Source organism: Arthrobacter sp. TJ-58, from assembly GCF_058269295.1.
The window spans coordinates 304,204-326,968 of sequence record NZ_JBZCNM010000002.1 but is presented as its reverse complement, the minus strand read 5'-3'; the positions used below and the strand labels follow the sequence as shown (position 1 = coordinate 326,968).

Here is a 22,765-nt window from a genome sequence, read left to right as displayed (position 1 = left end):
AGGAGAGCGCCTGCTGCCGGCGGGCGACTCTATCCCTTCCCGCGTCGGCCTTTGTGTCCCGGGCGGCCCGGGTTGGCGTCCTTGCGGAACACCTGCACCACAGCCGGCCGGGGAACCCTCGCTTCACCGAATGCCGGCGCACCGCCGTCGGCCACATAGTCCGGGAAATAGGAGTTGTGGGCCCCGTAGGTTCCGTCCTCTCCCGGGTGCTGCACCGCCACGAACACCATGGATTCTTCATCGTGGATTACCGGGCCGCAGGTTTCGGCGTCCCGCGGCACTGACAGGAACTGCTCCACTTTGCCCCGCTCTCGCCCGGTCAGGCCCACCTTGAACAGTCCGTCGTTGAAGCCGATGCCCGAAGGTGCGCCGTCCGTGGAAATCCAGAGGTTTCCGGCGGAGTCAAAGGCCACATTGTCCGGGCAGGACAGAGGACTGACCTTGTCCTGCGGATAACCGCCGAAGTAGGTTGCATCGCCCTGGGCCGGGTCTCCGCACACCAGCAGAAGGTTCCAGCTGAAGCTGGTTCCGGCGGCGTCGGAACGGTTCTCGGTGATTTCCACGATGTGCCCGTCCCGGTTTTCCCGCCGCGGGTTTGCCTCGTCGGCTGGGGCGTTGGCACCGACGCCGCGGTTGGAGTTGTTGGTGCAGGCAACGTAGACCCGCCCCGTGGCGGGATTCGGCTGCACGTCCTCGCAGCGGTCCATCTTGGTGGCACCGGCCTTGTCCGCTGCAAGCCGTGTATAAACGAGCACCTGCTGCACAGTCATCCCGGCAACAGCGGATTTGCCGCCCACCACCAGCGGCAGCCATTTTCCGCCGCCGTCGAATGCTCCGTCCGACGGGACCTTTCCGGAACCGTCGATCTCGGTGACCGGAGAATTCCCGGAGAACTGCGCCACATACAGGTCTCCCTCCGTCAGCAGAGTCATGTTGTGGCGCCGGTCGTTCTTCCGGTACTTGTTCTTGGAGACGAACTTGTAGAGGTAGTCGAAGCGCTCGTCATCACCCATGTAGGCCACGGCCTTGCCGTTGTTGGCGATGATGACGTTGGCTCCCTCATGCTTGAGCCGTCCCATGCTGGTGTGCTTGCGGGGCGTGGACTTCGGGTCCTCCGGATCCACCTCCACAATGTAGCCGAACCGGTTGGGCTCGTTGCGGGTGCCGGAGGTGCGGGCATCAAACCGCGGATCCTCTTTTTCCCAGCCCATGGCGGTGGCTGCATTCCCAAGTCCGTAACGGCGTTCCTCGGTGCTGGTGCCCTCGGTACGGAAGAAACCGTTGAAGTTCTCTTCACCCGAAAGCACAGTGCCCCAGGGAGTGCTGCCCCCTGAACAATTGCCCAGGGTCCCGGCAACATACCGGCCGCGCGGATCTGCTGCTGTCTTCAAAAGCTCGGATCCGGCAGCGGGGCCGGTGAGTTCAAATACGGTGTCCAGGGTGATGCGCCGATTCAGCCTGCCGCCGCGGATGTAGGACCAGGGGGTGCCGGAGCATTTGCGTTCCAGCTCCACCACCGACATTCCAACGGCATTGCGGAAGATGTTGCGCCGTTCCGCTTCCTCGGCCGCGGAGGCCGGTGCGGCCGGGAACATGATCTCGGGGTTCACGTACTCGTGGTTGCAGACGAGCAGTCCCTTTTTGCCGTTGGGCTGGCGCAGTATCTCAAGATAGTCGTTGTTGTAGCCGAACTGGCGGGCCTGCGCGGAAGCGCTCTGGCCGGCGAAATTGAACTCCGGGGAATCGGCGAACAGCGGGTCCCCCCACCGCAGCAGCGGCTCCCAGCCGTAACCTTCGGGCACGTCAAAGCTGTCCACCGCCGCATCCACCGGGGCAATGGGGGCAAAGGCCAGACGTTTCTTGGCGGCATTGCCGCCGCCCTGCCCGGAGGGTCCAGCTATGGCAGGCGATGCACCGCCCATGGCCACCACCGCGGCGCTCAACACTCCGGCGGCGCCCAGGCCCAGCGCGGCGCGGCGGGAGAATTCCGTTGAAACGATATCCCGAAAATAACTGTTGGATGAGGTGTTGCAGACCGCTTTACTGCAGGCGTTGTCACACTTCAGCGCACAGGTAACAGCGCTGCGCTTGCCGCGGGTATGGCCGAGCATGGGGAGCAGCCGCCTCTTAGCCGCGGTACCCGCCGGCTGCGGGTTATCGCTCGCCGCGGGTTCCATAGCGGACGGCTGTGTATTGAGCAGGTCGGTCAAGGGTCGGGCCTTTCCTCCGGCGGATGTGTCGCTGCCCACCGTGGCAGTGCAAGACAACGCACAGGGAACTCCGGGTTGAACGACGAGTGAACAAACCAGCCTGCGCGGACAACGGAGCAGCTTCCGTGGAAATACCTGCCTAGAGGAAGAGTTTGAACCCCACATGGGACGGCGTGAAGCCCAGCCGTTCATAGAACCGGTGCGCGGCGCCGCGGGACTTGTCACTTGTCAGCTGGACCATCGAAGTTCCGCGGCGTCTACCCTCTTCTGCCGCCCATGTCATCATGGCCGAGCCCAGCCCGTTTCCGCGCAGCCGCGAGTCAACACGGACGGCCTCCACGTGCAGCCGGGTTGCCCCGGCACGAGCCAGTCCGGGGATGACGGTCAGCTGCATCGTGGCAACCACTTTGTCCTGCTCGTCGACTCCAACCACCAGCAACTGTGCGGGGTCGGCGTCGATCCGCCGGAAGGCCTCCATATATGCACCGCGCCGGTCGGGATCCGCGGAGTCGACCTCCCGCCGAAGCTCATCCGCGGCCAGCAGTTCAACTATCGGCCCGACGTCGGCGGCAGTTGCCCGCCGCAGGCGAAAGATCTGTCCGGTCAGGGTGAAGGCAGCCAGGGTCATGGGTCGATCCTTGCACGGGTGCGGTGCCGCAGCGGTTACTGCTTCGACCGGCTGCGCCGCCGGGACTCAGCCGGGAGACTCCGCCGGCCGCAGCCGGCGCAGCACGCCCGTCTGCTGCAGCAGGGAAAACCGGTCCGGCACACCCCAGTGTTCAATAATGCGCCCGCCTTCCACGGCGGCAATGTCGATGACAGTCAGCTCCACCGCCCTGCCGCTCGGCGGCCCAAAGAAGGGCCCGGTGTTGGTGCCGCGCCCGTAAAACCGCACCCACGCGGTGTGGTCCCGGGTGGCCCAGTCCTGCAGTTCATAGGTCAGGTCCGGCATGGCCTCGTGAACCTGGCGGATGGCCTCCTTGACGCCTGCGAGCGCCTCGGCACCGCGCCCCTCCAGGCCAAACTGGTGCTCTATCAGGTCCGGAGCGCACAGCTCGTCCACTATCCCGGTGTCACCGGCGGCAAATCCCTCAAAGAGAATCCGCCGCAGGACGCCCACGCTCTCCGGCAGGGTGGTGTCTTCCATATCTGCATCCTCATCAGTCAGGGTGCAGCCGCTGGGACGCACCGCGAAAGTGTCTCAGCCGTTGCGGATCGGCCCCACCAGGGATCTGCGGGTTGAGGCAGTGAACACCTTGACCATAAGTCCGGCGGCCGGCGCTGGGAAGAGCCGCGGGATTGGCCGTCGGCAGGACTCCGCGCCGGCCGGCGGCTACTTGCGCGCAGCGCGGATCCCGTCTGCAATGGTCGTTCCCGGGTTCTCCGCCCGATACTGCTTGACGTGCGCCGGGTCGGTTTTACCGGGGAGCCTGTTTGCCGTTCCCACCCGTCCAAGGATGCTCGGGGCAAAAGCACCCAGCACCAGGCCCAGGGCCGTCAGGCCGAGCCCGAGGAACAGCCTGTCCGCAAAGATCCACACGGCCAGCCCGGCAGCTGCCAGCACGCACGTTGATGCGGGACGTACGTACTTCATGCTGTCCCGTCCCCACTCATCAGCCGCCCGTACACGCGTTCCAGGCGGTCCAGCCACCACTGCCGGCGTTCGGGAGCCGCAGCGTGGCGCTCGAGCATGTCCTCGTCGACCAGCACGTCACGAACCGCCAGGGCACCGCCGTCGGGCACCATGGGTTCTTCGGCGACATCCCCCGCCATCAGCGAGAGCGTGCCCAGCCCGCACGCATACGGCAGCTCAGGCAGGGAGGCGGCCAGCGCCACACCCGCCCGAATTCCCACCGAGGTGTCCAGGGCAGAACTGACGACGGCGGGCAGCCCGGCCGCGGCAACGATCTTCAGCGCCCGGCGCACCCCGCCCAGCGGAGCCACCTTGACCACGATCAGGTCCGCTGCATCCTCGCGGGCCACGCGCAGCGGATCGGTTTCCTTGCGCACGCTCTCGTCGGCGGCAATCAGCACCGGGATTCCGCGGCGCTGCAGTTCCAGCCGCACCTCCCGGAGCCCGGAAATCTCCGGAACCGGCTGCTCCGCGTATTCCAGGCCGGATTCGGCCAGGGATTCCAGGGCGGCGACGGCGGTGGGCACGTCCCAGCCGCCGTTGGCGTCCACCCGGATGCCGGCATCGGGCAGCAGCCGGCGGACCTCGGCCACCCGGGCCAGGTCCTCGGCCACGGACTGGCCGCGCTCGGCCACCTTCACTTTCACAGCGCTCACCGCGCCGAACCGGGCGAGGACGCCTTCCACCTGCTCCACGCCCACCGCCGGAACGGTGCCGTTGACCGGAACGGAGGTGCGGACCGGATCCGGATACCCCTCACCCGCAGCCTCCAGGGCTGCCGCGAGCCACGGCGCGGCTTCGGCGTCGTCGTATTCGGGGAACGGCGAGAACTCGCCCCAGCCGGCCGGGCCGGGAACCAGCAGGGCCTCGCGGTGCAGGATCCCGCGGAACTTCACGCGCATGGGCACCGAAACCACGCGGGCGTCTGCGAGCAGGGCGGACAGGTCCGGACGGTATCCGGAGACGGGGGTCAAATCTGGGATAGCCACCCCGCCAGCCTAGCCCCGGCGCGCATCCCGTGCCTCCCGGCACCGGTTGCGGCCGGCATTCAGACAAGTGCCAAGGTCCAGTGGCAGACTAGTAGGCAATGAATACCCGTGATCTTCTGAACGCACGCGCTCCGGTCCGGCGCGCACCCGCCTCCAACCCCGCCGTGTTCCTGTTCGGGGCCCTGCTGTGCGCTGCTGCGGTGGCGGTGACTTACTGGGCGTTTGTCCGCACCACCACCGGCCAGCTGGCCGATGAATCGGCCTGGCGCGAAGCCGAAGGAGCAATGCCCGGAACAAAGCTTCCGGTGCTGCAGTTTTTGGACAACCTGCCGCTGCTGTCCCTCTTCATCGCCGGAGCGGTGGTGCTGGCCGTCACCATAAAACGACGCCGGCTGGCACCGGCAGTGATTGCGCTGGGCACGTTTACAGCGGCCAACGTCAGCAGCCAGCTGCTCAAACGGTTCTTCTTTGACCGCCCGGACCGCGGTGTGGTCACTCTGGATTTCAATTCGCTGCCCTCGGGCCACACCACCCTGGCAGCCTCCGCGGCAGCCGTGGTCTTCCTGCTTGCCTCGCCCCGCTGGCGGCCTGCCGTTGCGGCGGCCGGCGGCAGCTACGCCGTACTGGCCGGAGCGGCCACCTTCATCAACCTCTGGCACCGTCCCGCCGACGTCGTGGCCTCCTTCCTGGTGGTGGGCACCTGGACGCTCATCGGCGGTTTGGTCATGCTGCGGGTCACGCCCGACTGGAATTACTGGCCGCCCGGCGGCCGGGGCCGGGGCACGGCTCCGGTATTCGCGGCCGTGTGCTGGATCCCCGGACTGCTGGCCCTTGTGATCAGTGTGGGCTGTTACCTCTACGCCACGGAGAGCATGACGATGCTGGGCAGCAGCGAGGCGATGCTGCTGTACTTCTGGTCCGGACTGGGCCTGATCATCGGAGTGGGTTACGTGCTCAGCGCGCTGGCCTGCTGGCTGTTCTCTATGCAGGCGGGAGATCAGAACCGCTGACCGGCTGTGCCCCGGGCCCGCCTGTGCGCCCATACCCCGGCCGGCCCTTCGGAACCCATTTCCACAGCGCTGCAGCTCCCAGCAGTCCAAGGACGGCAGTGGCTCCGATACCCACCGAGAGACTCACCAGGGCGGTGACGGCGGAGAGCAGTGCCGGGCCGGCCATGGTGCCGCTGTCCGCCAGCAGGCGCCAGATGCCCAGGAACTGCGGGCGGCCCGGTGAGGGCGAGAAGTCCGCGCCCAGCGTCATGACGATTCCGGATCCGATCCCGTTGCCGAAACCCAGGATCAGGGACACCAGCAGCAACCCGGTGGAATTGGTGGCCAGCGGCATCAAGCCCAGGCCCGCAGCCATGGTCAGCATGCAGGGCACGGCCACCCAGCGCCGGCCCCACAGATCCATGACCTTGCCGGCGGGATAAAAGATCAGCATGTCAATTGCCCCGGAGACCCCGTAGATCAGGGCGGTCTGGGTGGGATCCAGGCCGATGTGCTGGGCCCAGAGCGGAATCACGGCCTGCCGGGAGGCCCGGACGGCGGCGATCAGCAGGATGCCCAGGCCCAGAGTCCGGAACACGGTACCGTGGCTGCGCAGCACGGAGCGCACGGTGGGTGTGGGAAGCGCAGGATCACCGGCACCGCGTCGGCTCTTCCCGGCACGTCCAGGGTCCGCGCCGCCGGGACGGCCCGGAGATCCGGGACCGGCCGCCACAGGTACGCGCAGCTCCGGCACCTGCAGGCTGATGATTCCGGCCAGCAGAGCCGCCGCGGTGCCCACCCAGTACGCGCCGGAAGTGCCGGAAAAATGGATGACGGCGGCAGCAGCGAACGGTCCGGCGAAAACGCCGATGCGGTTGACTCCGCCCAGGGTGGACAGCGCCCGGGCCCGGTAGTCCAGCGGAACGGCCTCGGTCAGGTAGCTCTGCCGGGCCAGTCCGAACACTGAGCCGGCCATGCCCACCATGAAGACGGCCAGCGCAAAGATCCACAGCACCGGCGCTAGCGCAGCAGTGGCCATGGCCGCCGCGCACCAGACCGAGGCAATCACCAGCGCCCATTTCTCCCCGAACCGGGTAGTGAGCACGGTGGCGGGCACATTGGTGAGCAGGGAACCGATTCCGGTCAGCGTGATGACCAGTGCGGCCAGCGCCACGGAGGCGCCGAGATCCCGGGCGGTCAGGGCAATCACCGGCAGGATGGCGCCGGTGGCCAGGCCGTACAGGAGGGTGGGCCCGAATGCCGGCAGTGCTATGGATTTGAGGCTGAAGGAATCGGCAGGCACCGGTTCAGGCTACCGCTTTACTGCTTCAGCCATTTCCAGCGGGCGAGCGTCCGCAGCCGCATCAGCAGGGAGCGGGACTGCTCCGGGCCGTACGGCAGGATGGGAATGGCCTTGGTCATGTCCACGGAGGCCTGGTCCATGGCGCTGCGGGTGACGGCGACGGCGGTGCGCATCTTGTTCATCTGCGTGGTCACGAAATCCACGGTCACGGGTTCACCGTGCCCGGGCACGAACAGTGTGTAAAGGTCCTCCAAGGCCGTCATTTTCCCCAGCGTGCGGATCCAGTCCTTGGGGAAGGAATCTTCAAAGGACGGATCGGCTCCCTGTTCCACGAGGTCTCCGGTGAACAGCACGTCCCCGGCACCAACGAGCAGGTCATGGTCGGTGTGCCCGCGGCCCAGGTGGAAAAGCGTCACGGAGATGCCGCCGAGGTCCAGGTCCACCGGAGCCCCGTCCACCAGGCGGTTGGGGGCCAGAATTTCCGTGTACGTGCCCTCACCGGCAGCCATCTCCGCTTCCACATCGGCGACGGCGGGGCGCTGGGATTCGCCGTGTTCCCGGATCGCCTCGGCGCAGCGGCTCGTGGCCCAGATGTCCTGCACACCGTTGGCCGCCAGCACGGCGTTGCCGAAGAAATGGTCAAAGTGCGCATGGGTGTTCACAGCGATCAGCGGCAGGTCCGTGCGTTCCCGCACCGCGGTGAGGATGGCGCAGCCCTGCCGGGGACCGGCACCGGTGTCAATGATCAGCGCCTGCTCGTCGCCGATGACGAGGCCGGTGTTCATGCCGAAGCCGGGATTGGAAAGCACCAGCACCCGCGGAGCCACCTCCTGCCACTGCGCGGTTGCCTGCCGGGATGCGTCCGTCATGGGTCCGTCCTTTGTGGGTCCGTGAACTGCCCGGGGCGTGGGGCGCACCGGCGGAAGTCTCTAGTTCCAACTGCTGGTTCCAAGGTATCGCGGCCGCGGCGGCCGGACCACGACGGCCCGCAAATGTTGCGGGACGTCGTGGTCCGGCCCGAGGCGCTGCGCCGTCAGAGGTCCGCGAGGACGCTGCCCGGGTTCTCGATGGCATCGGCCACGTAGCGCAGGAACCCGCCGGCTGTCCCGCCGTCGCAGATCCGGTGGTCGAAGACCAGGGTCAGTTCGGTCATTTTCCGCACCATGAGCGCTCCGTCCACGACCCAGGGCTTGTCGATGATCCGGCCGATCCCGAGGATGGCGGATTCCGGATAGTTGATGATGGCGGCGCTGCCGTCCACACCGAACACCCCGTAGTTGTTCAGGGTGAAGGTGCCCGAGGTCAGCTCCGCCGGGGTGGCTTTGCCGTCCCGGGCGGAGGCGGTGAGCCGCCGGATCTCCGCGTCCAGCTGGCGCGCGTTCATGGTGTCCGCCCTGCGGATGGAGGGAACCACCAGCCCGCGGTCGGTCTGTGCCGCAAAGCCCAGGTTGACGCCCTCATATGCGGTGATGCTTGCACCGCCGTCGCCGGTGTTTTCGGAAGCGGGATCGAAGCGGGCATTGAGCTCGGGGAACTTCGCCAGCCCGGCCAGCACAAAGCGGGCCAGGAAGGCCATCAGCCCGGGAGTGCTGTCCGGATGCCGGCGCTTGAGATCAGCGCGCAGTTCCAGCAGGGCGGTGGCATCGACATCCACCCACACGGTCGCTTCGGGAATGTTGGCACGGCTGGCGGTGAGGTTCGCGGCGACCGTTTTGCGCAGTCCCTTGACCGGCGTCCGTGATGCCACGGCCAGGCCGGTGCGCGGATCCTCACCGGCAGCGCTGACGGCCGTGACAGCTGTATCGCCGGGACCGTTACCGGTCAGAGCGGCTTCCACGTCACTGCGCAGGATCAGGCCGTTGGCGCCGGAGCCGTGCAGGTCGGCCAGCCGGATCCCGCTCTCGCGGGCGAGTTTCCGCACCAAAGGAGAGATGCAGCGGGGAGCTTCGACCGGACGGGCCGGTGCCAAGACCGGTGCCAAAACGGGGGCCGCTACCGGTACCAATACGGGAGCCGGGGCAGGAGCCGGTACGGGAAGTGTTCCCGTCCTTTCATTGCGCGGGCGGCGGGTCCGGCGGGCCACAGCATGACCGCCGGGTGTGCCGTAACCGATCAGCACGTTGCCGGATCCGGCTTTCTCTTCCTGCCGGTACGCTTCCCCGTCGGGGTCGCTGGCACCGGGTGCAGCAGGTGCAGAGGGCGCGGCCGGAACTTCGGGAGCAACGGGCGGCGGCGCCTGGTCGGCGGCACCGGAGGGCGAGACGCTGATCAGGGGACGGCCGACGTCGAGCGTCTGTCCCGCTTCTCCGTGCAGCTGCGCCACGGTGCCGGCAAAAGGTGAGGGAACTTCCACCAGGGACTTGGCAGTTTCCACCTCGGCCACCGGCTGGTCCACGCGGATCTCATCGCCCACGGCCACCAGCCACGTGACCAGCTCGGCTTCGGTCAGGCCCTCGCCGAGATCCGGCAGCAGGAAGGTGCGCGTGCTCATCGGTCCTCCCACTGCAGCTCGTCAACGGTGTCCAGGATCCGGTCCACACTGGGCAGGAACCAGTGCTCCAGCTTGGGGGCCGGATACGGAATATCAAACCCGGTGACGCGCAGTACCGGCGCGGCCAGGGAGTGGAAACAGCGTTCCTGCACACGGGCCACGATTTCCGAGGCCACGGAAGCGAATCCGGGGGCTTCGGAGATGACCACGGCGCGCCCGGTGCGGCGGACCGAGGCAGTGACGGTTTCATCGTCGAACGGCACGATGGAGCGCAGGTCAATCACTTCCAGCGACCGGCCCTCCGCCGCGGCGGCTTCCGCGGCTGCCAGGGCGGTGGACACCGAGGGTCCGTAGGCAATCAGTGTGGCGTCGGTGCCGGAGCGGGCTACAGCGGCGGTGCCGATGCCGCCGGGAAGCCGGCCGCCGTCGTCGTGCGCCGCAATGTCCCCCGTGCCGTCCGCTGAGACATCCCCCGCGTCGAACCGGCTGCGCAGCGCGGCCAGGTCCACATCCTCCTTGGTCCAGTACAGCTTTTTGGGTTCCAGGAACACCACCGGGTCATTGAGCCGGATGGCTTCGCGCAGCAGCGTGTAGGCATCGGAGACGGTGGCCGGAGCCACCACGGTCAGGCCCGGGGTGTGGGCGTAGTAGGACTCGGAGGAGTCGCAGTGGTGCTCCACTCCCCCGATGCCGCCGGCGTACGGAATGCGGATCACCATCGGCAGGCGGACCCGGCCGCGGGTACGGTTGGCCGTTTTCGCCACATGGCTGACCACCTGCTCAAAAGCCGGAAAGGCGAAGGCATCGAACTGCATTTCCACCACGGGCCGCAGCCCGTTCATGGCCATGCCCACAGCCATGCCCATGATGCCGGATTCGGCCAGCGGGGTGTCGAAGCAGCGGTCCGCACCGAAGCGGGCGGTCAGCCCGTCCGTGATGCGGAAGACGCCGCCGAGCGGACCCACGTCCTCGCCGAACATGACGACGGCGGGGTTGGCGGCCATCTCGTCGGCCAGTGCGGTGTTCAGTGCCTTGGCGAACGTGAGCGATTCCGGCGCGGCCGGATGCGGCGCGGCCGGTGCTTCAAGGGTGTCAGTGACGGTCATGGGGCTGCCTTTCAGGCCTGGCGCGAGAGTTCGTCGCGCAGCAGGTTTGCCTGCTCCGTGAGCTGCGGGGTGCGGCGGGTGTAGACGTGGGTAAAAAGTTCCTGCGGGTCCGGTTCCACCTCGGCGTTCAGTCCGTCGCGGATGGCGGAGGCAACGGCCTCGGCGTCGGCTGCGAAGCCGGCTTCGGCGTCGTCGTCCAGCAGATTCAGACCGCGCAGATAGGTGCTCAGACGGCTGATCGGATCCCGCGGCACCCACGCCTGAACAGCTTCCTGTGTGCGGTAGCGCGTGGCGTCGTCGGCATTGGTATGCGCCTGCATGCGGTACGTGTGCGCCTCGACCAGCGACGGTCCGGACCCTTCCCGCGCCCGGTCCACGGCCGCACCGAGGACGGAGAGCAGGGCGGCCAGATCATTGCCGTCCACCCGCTCGCCCGGCATGCCGTAACCGATGGCCTTATGCGCGAGCGACGGCGCCACGGACTGGTTCTTCAGCGGCACGGAGATGGCGTACTCGTTGTTCTGCACAAAGAAGACCACCGGAACGTGGAAGACGGCGGCGAAGTTCAGCGCCTCGTGGAAGTCCCCTTCACTGGTGGCTCCGTCCCCGCACATAGCCAGGACCACGGTGTCCTCGCCCTTGAGCTTGGCGGCGTGGGCCACCCCCACGGCGTGCAGCAGCTGCGTTGCCAGGGGTGTGGCCTGCGGCGCGGTGTGGTGCTCATAGGGGTCGTAGCCGGAGTGCCAGTCACCGCGCAGCAGCGTCAGGACCTGCAGCGGCTCCACGCCGCGGGCAATCACGGACACGGTGTCCCGGTAGGTGGGGAAGAGCCAGTCCTGTGTCCCGAGGACGACGGCGGCTGCCACCTGGCAGGCTTCCTGGCCGTGAGAGGACGGATAGACGGCCAGCCGGCCCTGCCGGACGAGGGCATTGGCCTGGTCATTGATGCGGCGGCCGAGCACCAGCCGGGCGTAGGCACTGAGCAGGGAGTCGCCGTCGGGCAGCGGATAGCGGTCATCGTGGCGGTGGACCCCGTCCGGGTCCACCAGCTGCACGGGAGAATCCGAGGGCAGCAGGTCCGAATAGGGGCCGGTGCCGGCGGCGCCGGTGCGCGGTGCGTTCCGGCGGCGGTCTTCCATGGCGCCGGGGGGCGGATTGCCCGTGGAAATAGTCATTGTGCCTCCGTCAGCCGCACTTCCACCGGCGTCTTCGCCGTGGATGTTCTGTTATCCCAGTATGCTGACGGCCCGTATTCGTATCCACATGAGACCAAAAACGTGGATGATTGCCGCCGCAGGGGCTAAGCTTATGGACGAAATGCAACGTGTGAGCTGGATTACCCGAAGGACGTAGACACTATGGCACGGGACACAACGGACCAGGCTGCTCCGCGGCTGGATGACATTGACCGCGCCATCCTGGCCGAGCTCACCGGAAACGGCAGGGCCTCGGTGACCGCCGTGGCGGAGGCCGTCCACATCTCCCGCGCCCACGCCTACTCCCGCATCGCGAAGCTAACGGAAACCGGCGTGCTGAGCCGGTTCACCGCCGTCGTCGATCCGGTGAAGGCGGGCCTGCGTTCCTCCGCCTACGTGACGCTGAAGGTGCGCCAGCATTCCTGGCGGGAGCTGCGCGAACAGCTTCGGGCCATACCTGAAATCCATCACATTGCGCTGGTGGGAGGCTCCTTTGACGTCATTCTTTTGGTGCGGGCCGAGGACAACGTCCATCTGCGCCAGGTCATCTTCGACCAGCTGCAGTCCATGCCCGGCGTCCTGGACACGCAGACGTTCCTGGTGTTCGAGGATTTGGACGCGAGGTAGGCCCCCATCCGATTCCCTGCGGATTCAGCCCGCCCGAGACACAGCAGCGGCCCGCCGCCGGGAATTCCGGTGACGGGCCGCAACTGCGTGCAGGGGCTTTATTCGTCGTGCCCCTGGTCGGTGCTCATCTGGCCTTCGGCGGGCGGAGTTTCTCCCGGAGGAACACCGCCGCCGGGTTCGAGCCCGGTGATGTTGCCGTCAGCGGGATCCGGATTGGGGTGTCCGCCCTTGTCCGTTCCGGGACCGGTGCCGGTTCCTTCGCGGCCGGATTCCTGCACCTTCTTGCCGGCGTCCTTGGGCTTGTCGGGATTGGCCGGGTCATTGTTCGGATCGTAGCTGTCCGTCATCTGTGCCTCCATCTCTCCGTCACTGCCTATGCCTCCGAAGTGTTCCGGAAAAACATCAGCATGCTGATCATTAACTTCCAACCTAGTCTCCTCCGGGTCCCGGGGACAACCCGGCCGGACCGATGGATTCTCAGCTGAAGAGCGCCTCCCCCACAAACCCGCCGTCCGCAGCGCCCGGCGGCACGGCAAACACCGCAGAGCCCACCGGCGTGGTCCACTCGTTCAGGATGTCCATCTGGTCCAGCCGCTGCTGGATCGGCACAAACTGCCGGTCGACGTCGGCCTGGTAGGACACGAAGATCTGTCCGGAGTTGGACACCCCGCCGGACGCGCTTCCGGCTGCGGGCGGATCGTCGTAGTTGTACGGGCGGCGGAAAATCCGCTGCCGCTCGTCATCGGGCCGGGCACGGCGCAGGTGGGAGGACTGCGCAATAACCGGGAATCCGAGGCTGGTGCGGGCCTCAAAGTCCGGTTCATCGTGCTCCGCGGTGCCGGTCAGCGGAGCTCCGGTGGCCAGCGTGCGCCCCACGGATTCCTCACGGCCCCGGCGGTCCAGCTCATCCCAGGCGTCAAGGTTCATGGCGATGCGCCGAACGACCATCGACGTCCCGTTCTCCAGCCACGGCGCAATCTCCGGGCTGCCCCAGACCACCCGTTCAAGCTCCGCGGTTTTCCGGGGGTTGCCGGTGCCGTCCAGCTGCCCAAACAGGTTGCGCGGCGTGGCGTCAGCTTCCTTTGTTCCGGAGGCGTGCAGGAAGCCGGACTGGACCCAGCGCACCGCGGCGAAGGCACGGGCATCCTTGAGCAGCATCCGCCGCGCGTGCGCCAGTGTCAGCGGGTCATCCGCGCACAGCTGCAGCAGCAGATCTCCGCCGGAAAAGGCCGGCTGCAGGCGGTCAATCCCGAAGGCGGGCAGCGGGCGCAGCCATGCCGGCGCCGCCTCAGGGGCGGCCAGCGCCACCAGTGCCCGGCCGAAGCCGAACGTCACGGTCAGCCGGGCAGGGTTCAGCGCCAATTCAGGCTCGGTGTCCGCCAGTGCCGCACGCCCGGAGGTGAGGGCGGCGGCGTCGTCGGACAGCAGGCGCAGCAGCGCCGCGAGGCGTTGCCGGGTCAGGTTCGGCATCAGGTCCAGTGCCAGGAAAACGGCGTGGGCCTGTGCCGGAGTCTCGATGCCCGCCTGCCGCGGTCCGTAAAAGGGCACGACGGCGCTTCCAACTCCGGCCGCCGCAGCTGCTGTCTGATCCCCCGATGCCTCCGTTCCGGATCCCGAACCGCCGCCAAGGCCTGCAGCGGCCAGCGCGCCGAGTCCCGCTGCGGCGCTGCCAAACAACAGGTGCCGGCGGTTTACGCCGCCGCGGGCAGGGGCGGTGCCGGAACCGCTGTGCGGGCTCGTTTCCCGGTTACGGTTTCCGGCGTCCGGGGCCCGGTCCCCGCTCATTTGCCGTGGTAGCTCTCGTTGGCCCCGGAGAAGTCTTTGGCGGTGGCGGTGAAGTCAACGGTGGTTCCGTCGGCAAGTTCCAGGGTGAAGGAGACTTCGTCGCCGGGCAGGACCGGGCCGCTGAGCCCCATCAGCATCAGGTGGTTTGCGCCCGGTTCCAGCACGAATTCACCGCCGGCCGGCACGGTGAATCCGTCCGCGGTTTCGGCCATGGCAAATTGTCCGTCCGCGCCCGCTGCTGTTTCGTGCAGTTCAACGGACGCTGCTGCCGGCGAAGAAGCTCCGATGACCTGGATGTCCTCCGCGCCGTTGTTGGCCAGGACGCCAAAGGCGCCGGTCATTCCGGTCTCGGCGGCTTTGATCCAAGGCTCACTGATGCTCAGCGGGGATTCCTTTGCCGGAGCGCTTTCGGCGGTTCCGCCGGCTGAGGCCGCCGGGGGCTGTGTGGACTCTGCAGATGACTCGCCGGAGCAGCCGCCGAGCAGCAGTGCCCCGAGGGCGGCAGCGGAGAGGATGCCCAGGGCTTTGCGGCCCTTGGAAGCGGTGATGGATTCTGTGGCTGCGGAAGAGGCAGAGGAGTTGAAAAAGGGCATGGTGAAGCTCCTGAAGGGCATGGGCGCGGGCCGGCTCGCTCCGGAGCCGGGCAGGGTGGTGCGCCGTGAGATGTGGGGGTGGAGGAAGCCGGGCGATTGGCCCGGCCCGGTACGTCCGGCTATTCGGTGCGGCTGCGCTTGCGGCGCGAGAGAACCGCGTACACCGCATAGACGGCCAGGCCTGCCGCACCGGCGATGACGATGGTAAGCCACGGAGTGTTCCCGCCGTCGTCGGACGTCTCGCTGCTCTTCGGGTTCTCTGCGCCGTCCGTGCTTTCTACGGGTGAGTCCTCGGCGTCGTTCTCGGCGCCGTTCTCGGCCGGAACGGCGGTGGCAGCCGAGCCGGCGACGGCGTTGGCACCCACCAGGTATTCAAACTGGCCCGTGATCGGGTGTCCGTCGGAAGAGACGGCACGCCAGCGGACGGAGTACTCACCCTCCGGCATGTCGGCGGGCAGCGGCTGTACCAGGTTTGTCCGGGTGAGCACCGGGGCGGCTTCCGCCCAGTTCCGGCCGTCGGCGTCGAGCACAATAATCTGGTTGCCCAGGTCCATCAGGGCGCTGCTGAAGACCAGCTCCAGCTCGGAAGGCGAGGTTTCAAAGCGTTCGCCGGCTGCCGGGGTGCTGCTCACCAGTTCGTCGTGGGCCAGTGCTGCCGGGGCGGTGGAAAGTGCTGCCGCGAGCCCGGCAAGCATCAAGGCGCCGAGCAGAAGGATCCGGACGGCCAGCGGCTGTCGTGCAGGTGTGCGGGAGTGGTGGCCGAAGGGAATCCGGCCGGAAATGATGGAGGAGGAGAGCTGAGGCATGGCTGCTTTCTGCGCCGGCTCATGACCGGCGGCTGCTGGAAGAAAGGCTCAGCACCGGAGGGTGCGGGCCTAGAAGGACACAGCAGCGGCCGGCGGGCCCCGGTGCCTCATTACCAGCAGCGGAACACCGAGGTTCGGCAGCGGATCAGCAGGAATCAGAGTGGAAAGCTTGGGGATCCGCGGTCCCAGCGGCAGCGGAAGGATCAGCGGGAGGATGGCGGTGATGGTCAGCCGCATGGCAGCCAGGATCCGCAGCAGGGCGGCCTCGCCGTTGCGCAGAAGCACCACGGTTGCCGCGGCAGCCAGAAGGTGTCCGAGCCACATCGCCGCCGAGGCGTGCCCGGCGGTCCCCATGGTGATGGCCGTACCGGCGCCGGTGTCAGCGAACTGCGCGGCCAGCGCGGCCGGATCCGCATGGGCTGCATGGCCTGCGTGGTCCGCACTCGCCAGGCCGGCGGCGGAAGTTCCGGCAGCTTCGGAGACCATTCCCGCCCCGCCGACGGTAAAGAGCAGGTGGAAAATCCCCTGGCTGGCCAGCACTGCTCCGGCAATCCTTGGCACTGACAGGGATTTGCCGGCCAGGGCACAGGAGACCATGGCGGACAGCGCAAGGCAGAACAGCACGATGGACGGATGGGGAATGACACCGCCGGCAAGAACGTGGGAGGCTGCAGCAACGGCCGTGGCCGACAATGCTGCGGCCCAGCCGCGCACCAGGCGTGCGGCGCGCGTGCTCATGTTCCCTCCCGGAGACGGTTCGAACCGGGTGGGCGGGTGCTCCGTCCGGCTGCTGATATTGTCCCCGGATTTCTACAGGTTGTCGAATACGCTGCGGTGCGTTCGGGCGGATCCTTCGTGCATATAACGGGCCCAAAACCCGCCGCCCAAAATCCTTCGTGCTGCTCACGGGACCAAAACCCGCGTTTAAGCCCTTTTAGGCCCGTCTTCTGCACGAGGGATTTTCCGTAGTCCCGTTATCTGCACGAAGGATGGCCGCGGCGCCACTGCGGGTGCAGCCGCTGCCGGGTCCGCGCAACCCACCGAGCTCCAGCCGCTGCAGGCTGATGACGTTGGTCGCGGCAGCGGGGTGAAGAAGCCTGCGGCCCGGGCCGGCCAGCTGTGACCAGCTGAACCGACAGCCGCTACCCCTGAAAGACGGGCTTGCGCTTGTCGATGAACGCTGAGAAGCCTTCGGCATAGTCCCTGGTCCGGCAGAGGTCGCCCTGAGCGGTGTTCTCGGCCTCCATCGCGGTCCACAGCCCCACCCGGGAATCCCGGATCTGCGCCACCAGCGACTTTGACGCCCGGAATGCTCCGGTTGCGCCGCTGGCCACCCGTTCCACAATCCCGCGGGTGCGCTCCTGCAGTTCATCGGCCGGGAACGAACGGCTGAACAAGCCGGCCGCTACGGCTTCGGTGCCGCTCATCAGATCCGCCGTATAGATAAGGTCCAGCGTCCGGTGGGCGCCGAGGCGTTCGGTGAACAGCCAGTGTCCGCCGGAATCCAGGGTTGCGCCCAGGTTCGCGAACGGTGACCCGATTTTGGCGTCGTCTGCCACGTACACGACGTCGGTCGCCACCAGCAGTCCGAGTCCGACGCCGAGGCAGGCACCCTGGGCGGCGGCGAAGGTGGGCGCCGGGAAGGCGGCCATTTTCTTCAGCAGCGGCGTCACCAGGCCGCCCAGATAGGCGTAGGCGTCGTCATTGGCGGGGTCGACGGCGGAAATGTCCCGCCCGGCGCAGAACGCCCGGCCTTCACCCCGCAGCAGGAGGGCCCGCACCCCGGCGGCTTCGGCGTCGTCGTACGCCTGTGAAAGCTCCGCCAGTGCCTCCTCGTCCAGGGCATTGAGCTTCTTTGGCGCGTTCAGGACAATTTCGGCGATGCCGCCGCTGATGCTCAGGTCAATCACGGGTGCTCCGTTCCTTCGAAAACTAGGCGTCGTAGTCGACGGTGACGTCGGGGCTGGTGGGACGGCTCTGGCAGGTCAGAACGTAGCCCTTTTCCAGTTCGTCAGGTTCCAGCGCGTAGTTCTCCTCCATCTCCACGGTGCCGGTGACCAGCTTGGCCCGGCAGGTGCCGCAGACGCCGCCGGCGCAGGCAAACGGGACATCGGGGCGCACGCGCAGCGCGGCATTGAGGATGGATTCGCGGGCGTGCGTGGGGCTGGCCACTTTGCCCTGCAGCCCGTCCAAGCGGAAGGTGATGGAGTAGCTGTCGCCGCAGGGTTCGACGGCGACGGGACGTCCCGCCGCTCCCTCCGGCTTGCCGGGCTGGCCGGTGGTGAACAATTCGAAACGGATCTTCTCCGCGTCCACGCCGCGTTCGGCCAGGGTGTCGCGGCACATCTGCACCAGTTCAAAGGGGCCGCAGAGGAACCACTCGTCCACCTGCTGCGTCGGCAGCACGGAGTCGATCAGCGCGGAAAGCTTCTCGGCGTCGATCCGTCCGGAGAGCAGGGGCGAGATCCGCTGCTCCCGGGAGAGCACATGATGCAGGGCAAACCGGGCGGGATACCGGTCCTTCAGGTCCGCCAGCTCCTCCAGGAACATGACGTCCATAGCCGCCTTGTTCGCGTAGACCAGGTCAAAGCGAGTGGTCTCCGACGCGGCCAGAATCGTGCGGGCAATGGCGATGACCGGGGTGATCCCGGAACCGGCCGCCACCGCTGCGAAGACGTTCTCGCCGGTGACGTCCAGGTCCTGCGGGTGGTTCAGCCCGTTCAGCGGATGCTTGGAGATGAAGCCGCCGGCCGGGCTCATCACGTCCAGCACGTCGCCGGCTTTGAGGGATTCGTTGGCCCAGGTGGAGAACCTGCCGCCCAGGTCCCGCTTGATGGCCACCCGGATCTCCCCGGGCTGCGGCTCGGCACAGATGGAGTAGCTGCGGCGGACCTCAGAGCCGTCCAGGGTGGTGCGCAGCGCAACATACTGTCCGGGCAGGTAGTCGAAGGACCCGGCCAGGGCCTCAGGCACCGCGAAGGTCACCTCAATGGAGTCCTCGGTCAGCCGCCGCACTGCGGCCACGGTGAGGGGATGGAAGGAGGTTCGGCGGGACGGCAAGGAGCCCGGCGACGGCGACGCGGCTTCCGCTGCGGAGGGCGCTGACACTGCGGACGGCGCCGGTGCGGGTGCAGGTGCAGGAACGGAGGTTGTCATGGGTTAGAGCACCTTGAAGTAGTCGAAGGGTTCGCTGCAGTCCTGGCAGACGTAGAGCGCCTTGCAGGAGGTGGAGCCGAAACGGGTCAGTTCGCGGGTGTTGAGGGAGGAACACTGCGGGCATTTGACGCTCAGGCCCAGCCGAACCGGTCCCGCAGCGGCCCTGCCGGTGGGCGGGGCGATGCCGTAGCTGTTGAGTTTGGCTTTGCCGTCCTCGCTCATCCAGTCCGTGGTCCAGGCCGGGGCGAGGACCAGGTTCACGCGCACCTGTTCATAGCCGGCGGCGTTGAGGGCAGCGGTGACGTCCTGGCGGATGGCGTCCATGGCCGGGCAGCCGGAGTAGGTGGGCGTAATGGTGACGGTGACGGAACCGGGTCCGGTCGGTTCAACCGCACGGAGCACACCCAGGTCCTCGATCGTCAGCACCGGAATCTCGGGGTCGCAGACCGTGGCGGCAATGTCCCAGGCGCGGGCAGCCGCGGGATCGGCCGGCCGGAGCGTCCGGACCTCAACGTCAGTCATGGCTGCCTACCAGCTGGCGCCGGGATGCTCCCGGGCCAGGACCTGCATCTCGGCCAGCAGATACCCCAGATGTTCGCTGTGCTTTCCGCGGCGTCCGCCGCCGGGAGCCGCGGGAACCGAGGGAACCTCAAGCTCGGCTTCGCTGAAGACCGCACCCACACCGGCGTCGAACCCGGCACGGAGCGAAGACGGCAGCACTGCCGCTCCGGTTCCGGCCAGGGACACAACCAGATCGTCGTCCTCAAACAGTTCGCCGACGTACGGCCACGTCAGTTCCAGCGCACGCGTGATGCGGCGCCGGGATTCCTCGGTGCCGCCGGCCAGGCGCAGGATCCACTGGGCGCTGTGGTCGCGGTGGTAGTCGACCTCCTTGACGGCCTTGGCGGCAATCGCGGCCAGGGTCGGATCGGTGGAGGACATCAGCGCGGTGTAGAGCTCGTAGAGGTAGAAGGACGCCGCCAGCTGGCGCGCAATGGTCCGGCCGAAGTCACCGTTGGGCTGTTCAAACAGGTGTGCGGAGCGGAATTCACCCTCGCGGCGCCAGTAGGCCAGGTCATCTTCGGTTCTATCGGAAGCCGACCCCGCGTAGGTCAGGAAGGACCGGGCGTGTCCGAGCAGGTCCAGCCCGATGTTGCCCAGCGCCACGTCCTCTTCCAGTTCGGGGGCGCGGGAAATCCACCAGCCCAGCCGCTGGGCCAGGATCAGGGAATCATCGCCAAGGCGCAGGGCGTATTCAGCGACGTCGGCGGGAGCCTTGATGCCCGACGCGGAGATATCCTCCGGACGCAGGGCGTTGCCTGGGGTGATGCGCGTGGCGCTATCCGAGCTCACAGGTGCTTCACTCCTTCGGACTTGGTGTAGTACGTGGCGTGCCGGTAGTCCTTGCCCTGCGGGGACTCAAAGAACTGCCCCTTGGAATCGGGGTCGGAGGCGATAATGGCCGACGCCGGCACCACCCAGAGCGAGACACCCTCGTTGCGCCGGGTGTAGAGATCGCGGGCGTTGCGGACGGCCATGTCCGCGTCCGGAGCGTGCAGCGAACCGGCATGGACGTGGGACAGTCCGCGCGAGGAGCGCACAAACACCTCCCACAGCGGCCAGGCCGTGCTCAGCGCAGCAGCCTCGGCAGCCGTCCCCGGCTCAGCGGAAGTCTGCGTACCCACCGGCTTGGCGCCGTCGTCGCCCGTTGTGGAACCGGAAACCATAACTCAAGCCACCTTCGTCTTTTGTGCCTGTTTCGCCGCATATGCGGCTGCTGCTTCGCGCACCCAGGCGCCGTCTTCGTGTGCCTCGCGGCGGCGGGCCAGCCGCTGCGCGTTGCAGGGCCCGCGTCCGGCGAGGACTTCCTTAAACTCGTTCCAGTCCAGCGGCGCGTGCTCCCACTGCTGTGTGTCCTCGTTGTAGCGGATGGAGTCATCCGGCAGGGTCAGGCCCAGGACCTTGACCTGCTCCACGATCATGCCCACAAAACGGGAGCGCAGTTCATCGTTGGAGAAGCGCTTGATGTTCCAGGCCATGGACTGCTTGGAGTTGGGCGAATCATCATCCGGCGGGCCGAACATCATCAGCGACGGGGCGTACCAGCGGTTGATGGCGTCCTGCGCCATGTCCCGCTGCGCCTGGGTGCCGTTCGCCAGTTCCAGGAGGATCTCGAACCCCTGCCGCTGATGGAAGGACTCTTCTTTGCACACGCGCACCATGGCCCGGCCGTAGGGACCGTAGGACGCACGGCAGAGCGGAACCTGGTTGCAGATGGCGGCGCCGTCCACCAGCCAGCCGATCGCTCCCATGTCCGCCCAGCTGAGGGTGGGGTAGTTGAAAATGCTCGAGTACCGGGCTTTGCCGGCAATCAGGTCTTCCGTCATCTTTTCGCGCGGGGTTCCCAGTGTCTCCGCTGCGGAGTACAGATAGAGGCCGTGTCCTGCCTCATCCTGCACCTTGGCCATGAGGATGGCCTTGCGCTTGAGCGAGGGCGCGCGGGTGATCCAGTTGGCTTCGGGCTGCATGCCGATGATTTCGGAATGCGCGTGCTGGGAGATCTGCCGGACCAGGGTCTTGCGGTAGGCCTCGGGCATCCAGTCCCGCGGTTCAATCCGCGAGTCTTCAGCCAGCAGCTGCTCAAAGTACGCCTCTGGTCCGGGGTCCGGGACGGTGTCCTCGGCCTGTGTGCCGGGGAAAGCGTCGGTATGCAACGACATTTTTGCCACCTCACTGTGCGGAAGGAGTCGGATGCCTGGGGCGCAGGAATAATTACCGACCGTTCGGTCAGAATATAGGTGTGACAGAGGGCACGTCAAGGCGGCAGGCGGTCGCTACATAGACAGGCTTACTAGTTCGTGAAAATATCTCAGCGTGCAGAATTTCTCCTGGCCCAGCGACTGGATGCGGGCGGCGCTCAGCCTGTGTGTGCTGAAGGCGCTCGACGGCGGTGCCGCCTATGGTTACGCGATCGCCTCCCGGCTCGAACGGCAGGGCTTTGGTGCGGTTCGGGGCGGAACCCTGTATCCGCTGCTGACCCGCCTCGAGTCCGCCGGCTGGGTCACCGTCTCCTGGCAGCCCGGTGACGGCGGTCCCGGGCGGAAGTACTTCTCCCTCACCACGGCAGGGCGGCGGGAACTGGCCGGACAGAGCGAACTGTGGACACGGTTCGCCGGCACGGTTGGGACCTTCCTGGACAATGAAGGACACAATGACCACATCTCCGGGGGAAGCCTCCATGACAGCCCATGATGGCCCAAATACTGCTGTACAGGTTCCCGGCGGTCAGCCCGGCTCCGCTCCGAAGCCCGATCCGTCCCGCCGCAGGGTATCCAGGACGGCGCTGGCCGCACTGCTGGTACCCACCTGTCTGGGCCTGCTCGGTTTCTTCGCGGTGGCCGCGGCCGTCAGCTCCACGGACTCCCGCGTTCAGGTGACCCTGCCGGGCTTCCTGCTGGTGGCCGCCGGACTTGCCCTGGCTGCCTGCGCTCCGCTGCTGCGGCGCCTGGCGGCCCGGACACCGCTCCGACAGCGCATCCTCGGAGCCGGAGCAGTGCTCCTGGTGCTCGCGGGGACAGCGGTGCTGGCCGCAGACCTGGTGCTTTTCAGCCTCCCGGCGGTGCCAACCGCCCTGATCGGCGGGCTGGTCCTGCTGTCCACCTCGCTCTGGGGACAGTTCCGCAAGGGCGCTGCCGCAGATCCCATCCTGGATCCGCCCGCCTGGCGGGCGGAGCAGCCCTTTGGCACCATCCTGCTCACGGTGCTCGGCAACTGGTTGCTGTTTTTGGCCGCCGCCGCGCTGACAGCCGGGCTGCTGCTGCAGGTCTGATTCCCGGCGCCCCGGCCCCGCCACAGCGCCGGACGCAACCGCAACGCAACAC

The 22,765-nt window shown here is 67.3% G+C and carries 25 protein-coding genes; 4 read left to right on the top strand and 21 right to left on the bottom strand.

Going from position 1 to position 22,765, the window contains the following annotated elements:
- Positions 1 to 29: 29 nt before the first annotated feature.
- The 5 genes from AC4D2W_RS07705 to AC4D2W_RS07685 all read right to left on the bottom strand — a co-directional run bounded on the left by AC4D2W_RS07705 (position 30) and on the right by AC4D2W_RS07685 (position 4,745).
- Positions 30 to 2,111, bottom strand: a complete 2,082-nt coding sequence (locus AC4D2W_RS07705; protein ID WP_490926338.1) for a PhoX family protein — start codon at positions 2,109 to 2,111, stop codon at positions 30 to 32.
- Positions 2,112 to 2,349: 238 nt separating this feature from the next.
- Positions 2,350 to 2,838 carry a GNAT family N-acetyltransferase gene (locus tag AC4D2W_RS07700; RefSeq protein ID WP_490926337.1) on the bottom strand — a complete coding sequence of 163 codons (489 nt, stop codon included), beginning with the start codon at positions 2,836 to 2,838 and terminating at the stop codon, positions 2,350 to 2,352.
- A gap of 66 nt (positions 2,839 to 2,904) precedes the next feature.
- Positions 2,905 to 3,357, bottom strand: a complete 453-nt coding sequence (locus AC4D2W_RS07695; protein WP_490926336.1) for an ester cyclase — start codon at positions 3,355 to 3,357, stop codon at positions 2,905 to 2,907.
- Between the two features lie 186 nt (positions 3,358 to 3,543).
- Positions 3,544 to 3,804: a hypothetical protein gene (locus AC4D2W_RS07690; RefSeq protein WP_490926335.1), complete on the bottom strand. Its 261-nt coding sequence runs from the start codon at positions 3,802 to 3,804 to the stop codon at positions 3,544 to 3,546.
- A complete protein-coding gene (locus AC4D2W_RS07685) occupies positions 3,801 to 4,745 on the bottom strand; it encodes an o-succinylbenzoate synthase (protein WP_490926815.1) in 945 nt (314 codons plus the stop codon). Before AC4D2W_RS07685 ends, AC4D2W_RS07690 begins: the two co-directional genes overlap by 4 nt.
- 185 nt (positions 4,746 to 4,930) lie before the next feature.
- Here AC4D2W_RS07685 and AC4D2W_RS07680 point away from each other — a divergent pair, with 185 nt between their 5' ends.
- Complete coding sequence (locus tag AC4D2W_RS07680; protein ID WP_490926333.1) at positions 4,931 to 5,842, top strand: phosphatase PAP2 family protein; 912 nt, start codon at positions 4,931 to 4,933, stop codon at positions 5,840 to 5,842.
- Here the strand turns inward: AC4D2W_RS07680 and AC4D2W_RS07675 are convergent.
- From AC4D2W_RS07675 to pdhA, 5 genes are all read right to left on the bottom strand, one after another.
- On the bottom strand, positions 5,814 to 7,124 hold the full coding sequence (locus tag AC4D2W_RS07675) for an MFS transporter (RefSeq protein WP_490926332.1): 1,311 nt from the start codon (positions 7,122 to 7,124) through the stop codon (positions 5,814 to 5,816). The genes AC4D2W_RS07680 and AC4D2W_RS07675 overlap by 29 nt on opposite strands.
- A gap of 17 nt (positions 7,125 to 7,141) precedes the next feature.
- Complete coding sequence (locus tag AC4D2W_RS07670) at positions 7,142 to 7,993, bottom strand: MBL fold metallo-hydrolase (protein ID WP_490926331.1); 852 nt, start codon at positions 7,991 to 7,993, stop codon at positions 7,142 to 7,144.
- A gap of 164 nt (positions 7,994 to 8,157) precedes the next feature.
- Positions 8,158 to 9,615, bottom strand: coding sequence for a dihydrolipoamide acetyltransferase family protein (locus AC4D2W_RS07665; RefSeq protein WP_490926330.1), 1,458 nt, complete (start codon positions 9,613 to 9,615; stop codon positions 8,158 to 8,160).
- Positions 9,612 to 10,721, bottom strand: a complete 1,110-nt coding sequence (locus tag AC4D2W_RS07660; RefSeq protein ID WP_490926329.1) for an alpha-ketoacid dehydrogenase subunit beta — start codon at positions 10,719 to 10,721, stop codon at positions 9,612 to 9,614. Before AC4D2W_RS07660 ends, AC4D2W_RS07665 begins: the two co-directional genes overlap by 4 nt.
- 11 nt (positions 10,722 to 10,732) lie before the next feature.
- On the bottom strand, positions 10,733 to 11,896 hold the full coding sequence (gene pdhA, locus AC4D2W_RS07655; protein ID WP_490926328.1) for a pyruvate dehydrogenase (acetyl-transferring) E1 component subunit alpha: 1,164 nt from the start codon (positions 11,894 to 11,896) through the stop codon (positions 10,733 to 10,735).
- A gap of 183 nt (positions 11,897 to 12,079) precedes the next feature.
- On the opposite strand from pdhA, the gene AC4D2W_RS07650 reads away from it, so the two are divergent.
- Entirely contained in the window at positions 12,080 to 12,544 is a 465-nt protein-coding gene (locus tag AC4D2W_RS07650) for an Lrp/AsnC family transcriptional regulator (RefSeq protein ID WP_490926327.1), read from the top strand.
- A gap of 98 nt (positions 12,545 to 12,642) precedes the next feature.
- Here AC4D2W_RS07650 and AC4D2W_RS07645 read toward each other — a convergent pair whose 3' ends face one another.
- From AC4D2W_RS07645 to paaA, 11 genes are all read right to left on the bottom strand, one after another.
- A complete protein-coding gene (locus AC4D2W_RS07645; protein WP_490926326.1) occupies positions 12,643 to 12,891 on the bottom strand; it encodes a DUF6480 family protein in 249 nt (82 codons plus the stop codon).
- 130 nt (positions 12,892 to 13,021) lie between these two features.
- Positions 13,022 to 14,329: a Dyp-type peroxidase gene (locus tag AC4D2W_RS07640; RefSeq protein WP_490926325.1), complete on the bottom strand. Its 1,308-nt coding sequence runs from the start codon at positions 14,327 to 14,329 to the stop codon at positions 13,022 to 13,024.
- Positions 14,326 to 14,922 (bottom strand): copper chaperone PCu(A)C, encoded by a 597-nt coding sequence (locus AC4D2W_RS07635; protein ID WP_490926324.1) that lies wholly within the window; start codon positions 14,920 to 14,922, stop codon positions 14,326 to 14,328. The genes AC4D2W_RS07640 and AC4D2W_RS07635 overlap by 4 nt, the downstream gene beginning before the upstream one ends.
- Before the next feature lie 119 nt (positions 14,923 to 15,041).
- Positions 15,042 to 15,728 (bottom strand): copper resistance CopC family protein, encoded by a 687-nt coding sequence (locus tag AC4D2W_RS07630; RefSeq protein WP_490926323.1) that lies wholly within the window; start codon positions 15,726 to 15,728, stop codon positions 15,042 to 15,044.
- Positions 15,729 to 15,797: 69 nt separating this feature from the next.
- Positions 15,798 to 16,466: a hypothetical protein gene (locus AC4D2W_RS07625; RefSeq protein ID WP_490926322.1), complete on the bottom strand. Its 669-nt coding sequence runs from the start codon at positions 16,464 to 16,466 to the stop codon at positions 15,798 to 15,800.
- Positions 16,467 to 16,870: 404 nt separating this feature from the next.
- Positions 16,871 to 17,638: an enoyl-CoA hydratase/isomerase family protein gene (locus AC4D2W_RS07620; RefSeq protein WP_490926321.1), complete on the bottom strand. Its 768-nt coding sequence runs from the start codon at positions 17,636 to 17,638 to the stop codon at positions 16,871 to 16,873.
- A 22-nt stretch (positions 17,639 to 17,660) separates the two neighbouring features.
- Positions 17,661 to 18,884: a 1,2-phenylacetyl-CoA epoxidase subunit PaaE gene (paaE, locus tag AC4D2W_RS07615; RefSeq protein ID WP_490926320.1), complete on the bottom strand. Its 1,224-nt coding sequence runs from the start codon at positions 18,882 to 18,884 to the stop codon at positions 17,661 to 17,663.
- Between the two features lie 3 nt (positions 18,885 to 18,887).
- Entirely contained in the window at positions 18,888 to 19,406 is a 519-nt protein-coding gene (gene paaD, locus AC4D2W_RS07610; RefSeq protein WP_490926319.1) for a 1,2-phenylacetyl-CoA epoxidase subunit PaaD, read from the bottom strand.
- 6 nt (positions 19,407 to 19,412) lie between these two features.
- Entirely contained in the window at positions 19,413 to 20,237 is an 825-nt protein-coding gene (paaC, locus tag AC4D2W_RS07605) for a 1,2-phenylacetyl-CoA epoxidase subunit PaaC (protein WP_490926318.1), read from the bottom strand.
- Complete coding sequence (gene paaB, locus AC4D2W_RS07600) at positions 20,234 to 20,611, bottom strand: 1,2-phenylacetyl-CoA epoxidase subunit PaaB (RefSeq protein ID WP_490926317.1); 378 nt, start codon at positions 20,609 to 20,611, stop codon at positions 20,234 to 20,236. The genes paaC and paaB overlap by 4 nt, the downstream gene beginning before the upstream one ends.
- A gap of 3 nt (positions 20,612 to 20,614) precedes the next feature.
- Positions 20,615 to 21,604: a 1,2-phenylacetyl-CoA epoxidase subunit PaaA gene (paaA, locus tag AC4D2W_RS07595; RefSeq protein WP_490926316.1), complete on the bottom strand. Its 990-nt coding sequence runs from the start codon at positions 21,602 to 21,604 to the stop codon at positions 20,615 to 20,617.
- Between the two features lie 154 nt (positions 21,605 to 21,758).
- Here paaA and AC4D2W_RS07590 point away from each other — a divergent pair, with 154 nt between their 5' ends.
- Positions 21,759 to 22,136, top strand: a complete 378-nt coding sequence (locus tag AC4D2W_RS07590) for a PadR family transcriptional regulator (protein WP_490926315.1) — start codon at positions 21,759 to 21,761, stop codon at positions 22,134 to 22,136.
- Positions 22,123 to 22,713, top strand: coding sequence for a hypothetical protein (locus tag AC4D2W_RS07585; protein ID WP_490926314.1), 591 nt, complete (start codon positions 22,123 to 22,125; stop codon positions 22,711 to 22,713). Before AC4D2W_RS07590 ends, AC4D2W_RS07585 begins: the two co-directional genes overlap by 14 nt.
- The last annotated feature ends 52 nt before the right edge of the window (positions 22,714 to 22,765 follow it).